Origin of the sequence: Aequorivita soesokkakensis, from assembly GCF_001641085.1 — a bacterium.
Classification (GTDB): Bacteria; Bacteroidota; Bacteroidia; order Flavobacteriales; family Flavobacteriaceae; genus Aequorivita; species Aequorivita soesokkakensis.
On record NZ_LXIE01000001.1, the window covers coordinates 344,814 to 357,756 of the forward strand.

Sequence of the window (12,943 nt, forward strand, 5' to 3'; positions counted from 1 at the left end):
TTTATCTAATTCTTTTCTTTCTGTTTGTTTCGTAATCACTAAAAATCATTTCTCCCAAACCTTTCAAGCCTGTGTAAAATGCCTTACCTTGATTTGCAGCTGTAAAATGTTCAATAAATTGCATTAAATAAGGGTCTTCCGCAATCATAAAAGTGGTGATTGGAATATGAAGTTTTCGTGCCTGCGAAGCCATTGCGTAACATTTGTTTACAATATAACTGTCCAGTCCGTTGCTATTTTTATAATAACGTCCATCTGAAAGTTGGATGCAACTCGGTTTTCCATCGGTTATCATAAAAATCTGTTTATTGGTGTTCCGTTTTCTTCGTAATAAATCCATCGCCAATTGAAGTCCAGCAACTGTATTTGTATGGTATGGACCAACATTTAAATACGGCAAATCTTTAACTTTTATGGGCCAAGCGTCATTTCCGAAGACCAAAATATCCAAGGTGTCTTTTGGATAACGCGTTGTGATAAATTCTGAAAGCGCCATCGCCACTTTTTTTGCGGGCGTAATTCGGTCTTCGCCATAAAGAATCATACTATGACTGATGTCTATCATCAAAACCGTGCTCATTTGGGTTTTATACATGGTTTCCTCAACCACCAAATCGCTTTCTGAAAGTGTGAAATCGCCCAAACCGTGATTTACCTGTGCATTTTTGAAGCTTTCCGTCATCGAGATTTGTTCCAAAGAATCCCCAAATCGATAATCGCGAAACTCTCCAGCTTGCTCATCTCCCCTGCCCGTTTGTTTGGTTCGGTGATTTCCTGCGCCGCTTTTCCGGAGCTTTCCAAAAATCTGCTCCAAAGCTCGTTTCCGAAGGGCTCTTTCGGTTTTTTCGGTAATTGCCAAACCGTTTGAGCCGTCAATCTTTATTTCTTCGCGCAGATAGCCTTTCTTTTTAAGGTCTTCCACAAAATCATCGAGTGTATAATCTTCTGTTGTGAGGTTATATTCTTCGTCCAACTGTTTTAACCAGTCCATCGCTTCATCAAAATCGCCCGAGGTGTGCGTAATCAATTCCTGAAAAACATCGAAAAGTTTTTCGAAGGGCGATTGGTCTTTTGGAGTGTGTTTGGTGAAGATAAATCCGCTCTTGGCTTCTTTCTTGTTCATAATCTAAAAGTAAAACAATACTTGTTTATAAAAAAAGCCGAAACGTTAAACTACTTCTAAAAATAGAAAGCTGTAAATTTTAAAGAATTCCTATCCTTTCGGAATGCGCAATAGCTTCTTCGCTATTGCTGAAATAACAAGTTGCAACATTCATAGATTCAATATTTTTCAGAACTGCTGCAGCTTGTTGTTTTTTCCGTCGGGAAGTTTGACGAATATAAATAGCCTTAATGTTTTCGGGGAAAATCTTTACGATGCGTTCATATAAATAAGGGTCTTTTTGCGAGTCATCGCCCAAAAGAACATAATCTAGATTTGGATAGAACATAATAATATCCTTTATCTTTTCAAATTTGTGGTCGTGGCTTCCTCTTCCGGTGAAAAGGAAATCTGAAATTCCCGTTTTTATTTTTTTCAATTTAATGACTGCTTTCGGAAGTTTGTGCAACCGCGCAAAAGCATCAATAAATTCATATAAATTCCATTCGCTGCTGGAAACGTAAAAAAATGAATTTGAGGCCGTTTCGTTCTCCTGCCCTGCCCTGCTCAACGCTTGATAATGTGGCACAACGTCTTCAAAAACCTTGCGTTTGTTGATGTTTTTAAAAAGAAGGATGTAAAGTTTTTTGAAGAAATTTCCGCTGTGCGAAACCAAAAACGTATCATCAATATCTGAAATTACGCCAACTTTACTTTCAAAAGGTTTCAACAACTCTGAAGTCTGCACGATGCCATAATCATACAAGTTACAGCTAACTTCATACGGATGCCAGCCACTTTCCATGTTTTCGGAATAAGGAATTGTAAATCTAAAATAGCCGTCAGCCAAGGTTTTGGTTGTGACTACAATATTTTTGAATTTCAGAGTTACCTCAACATTTTCCAAAGGTTTAATACGAAACATATGTATCACCGAAACCGCGTGCCGGATGCCCTTTCGGTCCATTCTGTATTTGTCTGGGGCCCAAGATTTAAAAACGTGGCCAAAAACAACCAATTCCTCTTTGTTTACATAGCCACGGTACAATTTTAAATCAAGCTTCACTTATTGAGATTTCGTTAACGATTTAGCATTTCCAAATTACTTAATTTTAAAAACAAACTATACTAATGAATTCAGAAAATTATATTTTGCTCGTAGTCAACCCTATTTCAGGTGATTCCGACAAATCTCCAATTATAACTTCAGTAAAGGAGGAAGCCAAAAGCAGAAAAATCAATTTCAAACTTTACGAAACCAGCGGAAAAAAAGACAAAGAAGCTATTGAATCCATTATAAAAGAAATAAAACCATCCCGAATTTTGGTTGCTGGTGGAGACGGAACTATTTCGTTGGTGGCCCAATGTATATTAGGAACTGAAATATGTTTGGGAATAATTCCAGCAGGTTCCGCAAACGGAATGGCTGTAAATTTCAATCTTCCGCAAACGCTTCCGGAACAGATAGAAATTGCACTTTCAGATTGCACTATGAAATTGGACGCATTATTCATAAATGACAAAATTTGTCTGCACATTGCTGATTTGGGCATAAATGCGGAACTTATAAGAAATTATGAAGACTCGGGCATTCGAGGGAAAATGGGCTATTTTTTACAATCCATCCCCACGCTTTTTAATTCAGATTCCCCGTTCCATTTCAGTGTGGAAACCGAAGAAGGAACTTTTGAGGAAACCGGAATACTGCTCGCCATTGCCAATGCGAATAAATTTGGGACGGGAGCGACTATTAATCCGAATGGTAAAATGAACGATGGCAAGTTTGAAATCCTCATTTTCAAAAACCTTGACTTTATCGAAATTTTTAAGACAATAAACGATAAGCCCGAAATGTCCGATGATTTTGTTCGTGTTATTTCAACCCATAAAGCGAAGATTAATTCTATAAAAAAAATACCTTTCCAAATAGACGGCGAGTTTTTGGGTGAAATTGACGAGGCAACAGCAACTATAGAAAAAGAGAGTCTTTTAATGGCTTTACCGGAAATGTTCTGTAAATTACATACACAAAACCTTCATTGATGAATATTCATAAAGTATCGTTCACAAACAAAGATGAAGAACAGCTAGCGGGCCGTTTGGAACTTCCTTTAAATCAAGAACCACATAATTTTGCAATTTTTGCGCACTGCTTTACATGTACAAAAAATTTAACGGCTGTTAAAAATGTGGGACGCGCATTGACCGAGGCCGGTTTTGGTGTGCTCCGGTTTGATTTTACAGGTTTGGGGGAAAGTGAAGGTGATTTTGAAAACACCAATTTTTCAGGAAATGTGGAGGATCTTGTTGAAGCAGCAATATTTTTAGAAAAAAATTATAGGGCTCCCACCCTATTGATTGGTCATTCTTTGGGTGGAGCAGCTGCTATATTTGCTGCGTCAAAAATTAAATCAATTAAGGCTGTAGCTGTTATCAATTCGCCCAGCCATCCTTCGCATGTGATGCATCTGCTCAAAAACAGTGAACTGGAAATTAACAAAAACGGTAAGGCGAAAGTAAATTTGAGCGGAATAGATTTCACCATCAAAAAACAATTTTTGGATGATCTTGAAAACAAATCGTTAATTGATGTGGTGAGCAGTTTTGGGAAGGCACTTTTAATTTTACATTCGCCTCAGGACTCAATGGTTGGTATAAAAAACGCAGAAGAAATTTATAAAGCGGCGCATCACCCAAAAAGTTTTGTTTCATTGGATGGCGTGGATCATTTGCTTTCAAAAAAAGAGGATTCACATTATGTAGGAGAAGTGATTGCCGGTTGGGCGTCGCGCTATGTTGAAATTCCTGTTCAAAAGGAAATAAAAAGCAAAAGTAAGGTCGCAGCTAGTTTAAACGTTGATGATAAATTCACGACCCATTTAAAATTGGGGGATCATTATTTTATTGCGGACGAGCCAAAGGATTTCGGAGGAAGCAATTTTGGCCCTTCTCCCTATGAATTTCTTTCCGCAGGGCTTGCTGCTTGTACTGTAATGACTATACAGATGTATGCAAAAAGAAAGAAATGGGAAGTTGAAAATGTTACTTGCCACATTAATTACTCAAAAGATCATGCAGTGGATTGTGAACATTGCGAAGAAGATTCAGCAAAAATAGACACCTTCACACGTGAAATTAAACTAAAAGGCAATCTTACGGATGAACAGAAAAAAAAGCTTCTCGAAATTGCCGACAAATGCCCCGTACATAAAACGTTACACACCAAAACCCAAGTAATTACAAAGCTTGTGGAATAAGCTGAAATTAAATATTTTTCATAAGCAGTTTTTTATAAATGCTAAGATTTATTTAAAATCTTGCTCACTGCGAATTGAAATCTTACCTTTAATAATCTTAAAATTTAACCAACATAACATTAACTATTAAAAAATTTCCAAAATGAAAAAATTAGGAATATTAATTACAGCCATCACTATTACAACATTTGTTGGCTGTAAAAATGAAAAAAAAGATATGGAAAATATGGATGGAATGAATGATACCATCCAAATGGATTCCACAAATTCAGAAGACGCAATGAAAGAAGTGCCAATAAAGGTTTCAGTTTCAATGCAACCAAAAAGCGGAAGTACAGCAAAAGGTGAAATCAGTTTTACTGAAGAAAACGGAATGGTAGTAATGGATGCCAAATTCAAAGGTTTAAAACCCGGAACGCACGCCATTCATATACATGAAAAAGCAGATTGCAGCGCTGAAGACGGAACTTCTTCCGGAGGCCACTGGAACCCAACACACCAAAAACACGGTAAATGGGGCGATGCAGAAGGATATCATAAAGGTGACATTGGCAATTTTGAAGCTGACGCCGATGGAAATGGTAGTATTTCAATGCAAACAGACGAATGGTGTATAGGCTGTATGGATGAAAATAAAAATATTGTTGGAAAAGCTGTCATAGTTCACGACGGTAAAGACGATTTTACAACCCAACCTACTGGTGATGCAGGAGGAAGAGTGAGCTGTGGTGGAATTATAAAATAATAATATAAACCACATATAAATATGAAAAGCCATCCTTGAAAGGGTGGCTTTTTTATTTTAAAAAAATAAAAAATTGAATAAATATGAATTGTAAAATTACTATTATTGAAAAAATAATTTTATTCAGCCCTATTCTCAATGACTACTACTGCCCGATTATATTTCCTGCTCGTTTTTATCTTTTTCAACATCACTTTTTTAAACGCCCAAACGCGTGATAATTATGATCTTCTTTGGGAAATTCAGCATAAAGACAGCAACAAAAAATCATACATATTTGGAACTTTGCATGTAAAAGACAATCGTGCCTTCAAATTCAGTGATTCCGTAATTCCGGCAATTAAAAAGTCAGAAATGTTTGCGCTGGAAATTCACCCGGACTCCGTTTACGATAATTTTGATGATAATTATTATTCCACTGGATTAGAAAATGTTTTCAAGAAAATTTTATCAAAAGAAGATTATGCTAGGTTAAAAAATAGATTTTATGAATTAAACAATACAGACCTAGACAGTTTTCCATTAATGCATCCGCAATTAATAGAAAGCATGCTGACCAAGGAAAAAGACAAACCAGATGACAAACAAACTTTTTTAGATGCCTATTTATATGGAATTGCCTATAACAACAAAAAGCAAATAGCGGGCTTGGAGAAAATTGAGGACCAAATACCCACCATAGATAAAATTGACGAAAACGACATAAAAGAAAGTATTTTATATCTTTTGGATTCTAGTATTGAAGAGCAAGAAGAGCAACTTGAAAGAATTATCGAATTATATTACAATGGTAACATCGATGAAATTTTATATTACGTAAACCTAAATGAGCCCGCAGATGAAATAATGGTGAAGCGAAACAATGTGATGGCAAATAGCATTGAAGATATTATGAAGGACCACACGGTCTTTGCCGCTGTGGGAACAGCACATTTGCCAGGTAAGAATGGGGTTATCGATTTACTTCGGAAAAAAGGATATACCGTAAAAAAAGTAAATGCCACATTTACTCAAAGTGAGGAACCATACCAAATTATTCCAGACACAGACCATTGGTATGAAGACAACAATAAGGAATTGGGCTACAGTGTTTTAACACCGAACAAAGCCATTTCCATGAATCTGGGCGGAAAGTTTGAGACCCAAACCAGCACCGACCTTATTTTTGGCGGCACCTTTGCCTATATGGCAATGGATTTAAGAAGCGAAACCTTAAAAAAAGATTTTGATTTTGTTGAAAACATCATCAAAGGGCAGATGGCTTCGGAAACGGATTCATTAATAAGTAAAAGAACATTTCAAAAAGATAGTGTACAATTTACTGAGGTTTTAATAAGAAAAAACGAAAATATTTCCCGAATGCAACTCGCATTCGCCAATAAAATTGTCTATTTCTTCTTTACAGAAAATACAATGGATGAAGTTAAATCTCCATATGCAGATGCTTTTTTCAATTCCATTAAAGTGTTCAGCCCCAAATACTCTCCCTCTGTTTGGCACACAAAAATAGATTCCATTGGCGCTTACAGTGTTCGTTTTCCAGATGTGGAAAAAGATCTTTCCCATGAAAAAGAAAATCCAAACGGAGAAGAACGCTCTCCTTATGATTTAAAAATTTTCACATCTTCTGACAAGGCAGAGCATACATTGTACTTGTTTAGATATAATGACCAACCTTTGGGATATTACATAAACCAAAAAGCTGCGTATTACGATTATTTTGAAAATTACTTTAAGGAACGTGGCATTTTAATAAGCGAGCCAAAATCCATAACAATGGATGGTATTGAAGGAAAAGCCTACGAAATTATGTTTGCGGATAAATACCATACCGTCGCAAAACTTTTTCTTCGCGGAAACAGAACCTATTTATTAATGGCCCAAAAAACTGTTGAAAATGAAAAAGTAACAGCTAACGATGAATTTCTTAATTCCTTTAAATTTTTGCCCTATGCAGAAGCCCCTTTTGACAGTATTGTAAACATCAGTGAAAAATATTCCTTTAAAACACCGAACAAAAAAGTTATTCTTGATGAAGAACCATATGAAGCTGAATCAGAATATAGTTACGTAAAAAACTACAGTGCGTTGGACCTTCAGACCGCAGGCACCTATTTAGTTCAGGAAATTAAACTGAAACCCTATTATAGGCAGAAATCCCTTGAGGTTTTTTATGAAGAATATGTAGATGCGCTTAAGGATTATAACGATACGCTAATCAGCAATATTCCCACCACAGTGGCGGGAAAACCGGCACGTGAAATTTTAATGGAAAATCCAAACACACATGTAAAACAACGAATGAAATTATTACTCGATGATGATACAATATTTCTGTTTTTAACGTATTTGGGCGATGAAGAAATAAATGAACCGCGGGTGGACGAATTTTTCAATTCATTTGAAATAAAAAATAATACAAGCAAATTCAACCTCTCGGCTTCAAAAGCAGACTTAATCTTTAAAAATCTGAAATCCAAAGATTCCGTAAAATTTAAAGAAGCAAAAGGAGCTTTGGGTTACTATACTTTTGACGCTTCGGAATATAAAATTTTAGAGAAAAATCTGAAAAACCGCTATCGGGACGACAGCATTTATTACGGAGCAAAATATTACATAATCAGTAATTTGGTAACTCTCAGAAATACTGAAACATTAAAAACATTAACCAATTATTATAAAAATAAAAAAACTAGCAATAATGCTAGATTGGCCATCCTTGAACGTATTTTGGATTTTGAGAATGAAGAAGCCTCCGCAACCTATTTCGATTTATTGGAAAATCACCAACCTGAACGAGTTTCAGGAACTCCATTTAATGTTTTGTATTCATTGTCAGATACTATTCCGCTATTTGTTGCAAATGATGAACGTTTCGCACGGCTTGCGGACACAAAAGATTATAGAGACAAAATAGCTGCTTTTTACAAAAATAATGTGTTGAAAGATAGTGTTTATGGAGGCAAAATGCCTTTATTAAAAAATACACTTCTAAAAAACATGTATGCAGACGCTAAAGCATACATAGATACTATAGCGCGCAAAAATAGCAGCTTCATAAACTACAACCTTATTTACAATTATATTGACATTGCAAAAACGGTAAAAGAAAGCAATTCAGATATAAACAAAACTCTCAAATTTCTTGTTGATGAACTTGAAGAAGATCAATGGCTGCGAACCCAAGCTTTGATGGCGTGTATTGAATTGGATATTGAAATCGACCAAAAAACATTGAACGATGCTTTTGAAGATATGTACTCCCGTTTTGAAATGATGGAAAGTATGGTAGAAGTTGAAAAAACTGAATTGATACCCGAGGAATATTTAGAGCCAATTGAATTTGCAAAGCTTTCGCTCTACAATACCGCTGGAGGCGAATATGAAGAATATCCCAACATTTTTGAATATTTAGGCGAAACTACAATTGACGATAAAAATTATTATGCCTTCACATTTTCATATACGGAAGATGATGGTGAAAAATATTTTGGCATCGCCGAAGAGACCGCAATAAATTTTTCAGATTTCAAAATGGCAAACGCTTATGTAGATTGGGAAGTTTTTGAGGAAGATTGGCAAACCCAAGCAGCAAATTTGATAAAAGAAACAACCACTATCGATAATGAAGTTATAGATTAGAAACTGCTTAAGAGCAAGCAATAAAAAAGTCCCACTTATGCGGGACTTTTTTTATGGGAAACTATAAGATCTTAAATATGTAATGCCCTATCATCCGTTGCGGCAAGCGCAGCTTCTTTCACTGCTTCTGCATAGGTTGGGTGTGCGTGGCTCATTCTGGAAATATCTTCTGCACTGGCACGGAACTCCATTGCTGTAACAGCTTCAGCAATTAGATCTGCAACTCTTGCGCCAACCATATGGACACCCAAAACCTCATCGGTTTTTTTATCGGAAAGGATTTTTACAAAACCATCGGTATCACCACTGGCACGGCTTCTTCCCAAAGCGCGCATCGGGAACTGACCCATTTTATATTCAACTTTTGCTTCTTTAAGTTGCTCTTCAGTTTTTCCAACGGAAGCAACTTCCGGCCAAGTGTAAACCACTCCGGGAATTAGGTTATAATCAATATGTGGTTTTTGTCCGGCAATTATTTCTGCAACCAAAACGCCTTCTTCCGAAGCTTTGTGCGCAAGCATTGCGCCGCGAACCACATCACCAATGGCGTAGATATTCTTAATGTTTGTTTGAAGATGATCGTTAACGTCAATCATTCCGCGCTCAGTGATTTTAACACCCGCGTTTTCAGCTTTAAGACCTTCGGTATAAGGCTTTCTTCCTACGGAAACCAAGCAGTAATCGCCTTTAAAAGTTACTTCTTTATCGTTTTTATCGGTTGCGGTAACAGTTACTTCTTTTCCTTTTTTGGAAACTGAGGAAACTTTATGCGAAACGAAAAATTTTACACCTTGTTTCTTCATAACCTTCATCAATTCCTTGCTTTGCGAAGAATCCATTGTTGGGATAATTCTATCCATATATTCCACAACAGAAACCTCAGCACCCAAACGGTGATATACTTGCCCAAGTTCCAAACCAATCACACCACCGCCAATAACAATGAGGTGTTTTGGAACCTCTTTCATATTTAAAGCCTCGGTTGAAGTGATAATTCGGTCTTTATCCAATTTTATAAAAGGAAGCGTTGACGGCTTGCTGCCGGTAGCAATAATGGTATTTTTCGCTTCAATGGTTTCTTTTTTCTTTCCGTTGGTGATTTTAATATGGGTTGCATCCTTAAAAGCGCCCATTCCTGTGAAAACGTCAATTTTGTTTTTATCCATTAAAAACGCAATTCCTTTGGTGGTTTGATCCACAACCGAAGCTTTGCGCTCTATCATTTTTTTCAAATTCAATTTTATATCGCCAGAAATTTCAATCCCGTGCTCTTCAAAATGTTTCATCGCATCTTCATAATGATGTGAGGAATCCAGTAACGCTTTGCTCGGAATACAGCCTACATTCAGGCAGGTTCCACCTAAAACATCATATTTTTCAATGATTGCGGTTTTCATACCCAATTGTGCGCAACGGATTGCTGCTACATATCCACCGGGACCCGAACCAATTATTGCTACATCATAAGTGCTCATAAAATATCTCTTTAAAATTGAAGTGCAAATTTAACAGTTAAAGCTTAGATAGTAAAAGTTATAATCAATAAAGTTTTGGCAATTCTGAAAACTAAATTTAGAAAAGGAAATGGCTTATAATTTTACCACTCCTTTAATTTTTCGCAAATTTGCCGAACAACCTAAAATAACTATCATGGCTTTTAAACCAGCAGACAAAATTCAGGATTTACAGTACTTTGGCGAATTTGGAGGGGTTAATCCTTCCATTTCAGATTCTTCAACCTATACCTTTCTTTCGGCAAAAACGATGTTCGACACTTTTGAAGGAAATGCGGACGGCTGTTATTTATATTCCCGCCACTCTACTCCTTCCAATCTCTATTTAGGCCAAGCTTTGGCGGCAATGGAAGGAACGGAAACAGCAAATGTTGCCGCAAGCGGAATGGGCGCTATTACGCCAGCAATTCTTCAGCTTTGCAAAGCGGGTAATCACATAGTTTCCAGCAGAACTATTTATGGAGGAACTTATGCTTTTCTGAAAAACTTTGCGCCACAATTGAATATTGAAACTTCGTTTGTAGATATTACAAATTTGGAGCAAGTTGAAGCCTCTATTACTGAAAATACTAAAATAATTTACTGCGAAACAGTAAGCAATCCACTTTTGGAAATTGCAGATATTGAAGCTCTTTCAAAAATTGCGAAAAAACACGGCCTGCAATTGTTGGTTGATAATACCTTTTCACCTTTGAGCATTTCTCCTGCAGATTTGGGAGCTGATGTAGTTTTACATAGTCTAACAAAATTCATAAATGGAAGTAGTGATACTATGGGCGGCGTAACTTGTGGCACACAGGAATTTATTGACGCCCTTCGCAATGTAAACGATGGCGCCAATATGTTGTTAGGTCCAGCAATGGACAGTTTGCGAGCTGCTTCCATTTTGAAAAATTTGAGAACGCTTCACATTCGCATAAAACAACACAGTGAAAATGCGTTGTATTTAGCTGAAAAATTTGAGTCCGAAGGTTTAAAAACGGTTTACCCGGGATTGAAGTCACATTCCGGTCACGAGCTTTTCAAAAAAATGATGAATACCGAATACGGTTTCGGCGGAATGTTAACCATTGACGTTGGTGGAATTGAAAAAGCGAACGAATTGATGGAAATGATGCAGGAACGCAATCTTGGGTATCTGGCAGTTAGTTTAGGCTTTTATAAAACACTCTTCAGTGCGCCGGGCTCTTCCACTTCTTCAGAAATTCCAGAAGAGGAACAAAAAGAAATGGGGCTTAGTGATGGGTTGATACGTTTTAGTATTGGACTAGACAACGATATTGCTCGTACCTACCAAATGATGCGGGAATGTATGGTGAAAGTTGGGGTTTTGTAGGTGAATTATTTCTGAATAACAAAAAACTCCCCGATTATCATCGGGTGCTTTTTTATTCAATATGTGAAATTTTTAAGCCGCTTTTATTAGTTCAATATTTTTATAAGTGCATCCATAATTGTTTGGTCTTTCCCTTTGGAACACCTGTAAAAATAAAGCCGTATTTGCACTCTAACGATTTTCATTTTAAGAAGCGTAGCGAAAATTTATTTCCATTACCAATAAAAATATTGGCAGCAGCCCCCCCCGCTCTAAAATTTAAATCCCATGCATTTGGTAAGTCTATATTTTTCAGTGGCGTATTTCCTCCCCTATTCTTTCTACTGCCATTGCAAAGGCAGGACGATACCTTTCTTACATCACAACTTAGACATTGTTTGAATTAGCTATTATATTTTCTCATGCAACAGCGGTTCAAAAAGGGGATAGATTTATATTTTATTAGAATATGATACGCTTTATATACGCTATAAACACGTTTTATACACGGTTTAAATACACTTTATATACGCTATAATAACAATATAAATACACTACATATATTTTCTTGATTTTTATTATATTAGCACGAAATACTTTAATTATGGCAAAACAGGTAGGTGTTATTCGGCTTAAGGGTACTATTGGGGATGTTACCTATTACAGATCAAAAAATGGTGGGGATCTAGCTCGTGCTGCTGGTGGGGGTTACACCAGTGAAAGTGTAAAAAACAGCCCGAGTATGGTTCGTACCAGGGAAAATGCCAGTGAGTTTGGGCATTGCAGTAGTGTGAAAAAGCATTTTAGGCTTTCGTTGGCTCCCTTTCTATGTGTGCGAAAAGATGGTACCCTCCATAAACGGATGATGACCTTATTTACTGAGCTAAAAAAAATGGATCCGGTGAGTGAGCGTGGGCAGCGAAATGTGGGCCAAGGATTGACCACTGTGAGGGGAAAGAATTTGCTGGGGAATTTTAATTTTACCCCCGCTTGTAATGTGGCTGAGGTTTTGGGTGCCACCCTACACTATGATTTTGTCAATAGGATTCTAGAAGTTACAAACTTTGATATCCACGCGGTAAGCTTTCCATCTGGGGCTACCCATATGGCGCTTACCCTTGGGCTTTTGCATTTTGATTTTGACACCTTGAAATATCAATTGAAAACCAGTGTTCCCTTCTATTTTGACAAGAATTATTCAGGGGATTCCTTTCAACTGGGAGTGGATCTCCCGGATGTGAGCGGCACGTCGCTTGCGGTTCTGGGTATGAAGTTTTATGATAAGGTTGGGGAGACCTTTTATCTATTTAAGAGTGCGAATGCTGTGGGGATTGGGAATTTAGGGGTTTTTTGAATTGTCTAATGGGG

The 12,943-nt window shown here is 36.9% G+C and carries 9 protein-coding genes; 6 read left to right on the plus strand and 3 right to left on the minus strand.

Features of this window, described 5'->3' with window-relative positions; genetic code table 11:
* Position 1 precedes the first annotated feature (1 nt).
* Both A7A78_RS01615 and A7A78_RS01620 read right to left on the minus strand, forming a co-directional pair.
* Positions 2–1,123, minus strand: a complete 1,122-nt coding sequence (locus tag A7A78_RS01615; RefSeq protein WP_068760577.1) for a vWA domain-containing protein — start codon at positions 1,121–1,123, stop codon at positions 2–4.
* Positions 1,124–1,202: 79 nt separating this feature from the next.
* The gene (locus tag A7A78_RS01620; protein WP_068760579.1) at positions 1,203–2,168 is read right to left on the minus strand and encodes an App1 family protein; all 966 of its coding nucleotides are present in this window, start codon (positions 2,166–2,168) and stop codon (positions 1,203–1,205) included.
* Positions 2,169–2,233: 65 nt separating this feature from the next.
* Here A7A78_RS01620 and A7A78_RS01625 point away from each other — a divergent pair, with 65 nt between their 5' ends.
* The 4 genes from A7A78_RS01625 to A7A78_RS01640 all read left to right on the plus strand — a co-directional run bounded on the left by A7A78_RS01625 (position 2,234) and on the right by A7A78_RS01640 (position 8,746).
* A complete protein-coding gene (locus A7A78_RS01625; protein WP_068760580.1) occupies positions 2,234–3,145 on the plus strand; it encodes a diacylglycerol/lipid kinase family protein in 912 nt (303 codons plus the stop codon).
* Positions 3,145–4,359, plus strand: coding sequence for a bifunctional alpha/beta hydrolase/OsmC family protein (locus tag A7A78_RS01630; protein WP_068760582.1), 1,215 nt, complete (start codon positions 3,145–3,147; stop codon positions 4,357–4,359). The genes A7A78_RS01625 and A7A78_RS01630 overlap by 1 nt, the downstream gene beginning before the upstream one ends.
* A 142-nt stretch (positions 4,360–4,501) precedes the next feature.
* Positions 4,502–5,104 carry a superoxide dismutase family protein gene (locus A7A78_RS01635; protein WP_068760584.1) on the plus strand — a complete coding sequence of 201 codons (603 nt, stop codon included), beginning with the start codon at positions 4,502–4,504 and terminating at the stop codon, positions 5,102–5,104.
* Between the two features lie 138 nt (positions 5,105–5,242).
* Positions 5,243–8,746, plus strand: a complete 3,504-nt coding sequence (locus A7A78_RS01640) for a TraB/GumN family protein (RefSeq protein WP_068760585.1) — start codon at positions 5,243–5,245, stop codon at positions 8,744–8,746.
* 71 nt (positions 8,747–8,817) lie between these two features.
* Here the strand turns inward: A7A78_RS01640 and lpdA are convergent, their stop codons facing one another.
* Positions 8,818–10,221, minus strand: a complete 1,404-nt coding sequence (lpdA, locus tag A7A78_RS01645; protein WP_068760587.1) for a dihydrolipoyl dehydrogenase — start codon at positions 10,219–10,221, stop codon at positions 8,818–8,820.
* A 175-nt stretch (positions 10,222–10,396) separates the two neighbouring features.
* Between lpdA and A7A78_RS01650 the strand changes: the two genes are divergently transcribed.
* Both A7A78_RS01650 and A7A78_RS01660 read left to right on the plus strand, forming a co-directional pair.
* Positions 10,397–11,596, plus strand: a complete 1,200-nt coding sequence (locus A7A78_RS01650) for an aminotransferase class I/II-fold pyridoxal phosphate-dependent enzyme (RefSeq protein WP_068760893.1) — start codon at positions 10,397–10,399, stop codon at positions 11,594–11,596.
* A 583-nt stretch (positions 11,597–12,179) separates the two neighbouring features.
* A complete protein-coding gene (locus A7A78_RS01660; protein ID WP_068760591.1) occupies positions 12,180–12,929 on the plus strand; it encodes a hypothetical protein in 750 nt (249 codons plus the stop codon).
* Positions 12,930–12,943: the final 14 nt, after the last annotated feature.

Bases quoted from the DNA above. Each gene is read 5' to 3' on its own strand.
- A7A78_RS01630 (WP_068760582.1), top strand. From the start codon at position 3,145: ATGAATATTCATAAAGTATCGTTCACAAACAAAGATGAAGAACAGCTA.
- A7A78_RS01640 (WP_068760585.1), top strand. From the start codon at position 5,243: ATGACTACTACTGCCCGATTATATTTCCTGCTCGTTTTTATCTTTTTC.
- A7A78_RS01650 (WP_068760893.1), top strand. From the start codon at position 10,397: ATGGCTTTTAAACCAGCAGACAAAATTCAGGATTTACAGTACTTTGGC.
- A7A78_RS01625 (WP_068760580.1), top strand. From the start codon at position 2,234: ATGAATTCAGAAAATTATATTTTGCTCGTAGTCAACCCTATTTCAGGT.
- A7A78_RS01635 (WP_068760584.1), top strand. From the start codon at position 4,502: ATGAAAAAATTAGGAATATTAATTACAGCCATCACTATTACAACATTT.
- A7A78_RS01615 (WP_068760577.1), bottom strand. From the start codon at position 1,123: ATGAACAAGAAAGAAGCCAAGAGCGGATTTATCTTCACCAAACACACT.
- A7A78_RS01660 (WP_068760591.1), top strand. From the start codon at position 12,180: ATGGCAAAACAGGTAGGTGTTATTCGGCTTAAGGGTACTATTGGGGAT.
- lpdA (WP_068760587.1), bottom strand. From the start codon at position 10,221: ATGAGCACTTATGATGTAGCAATAATTGGTTCGGGTCCCGGTGGATAT.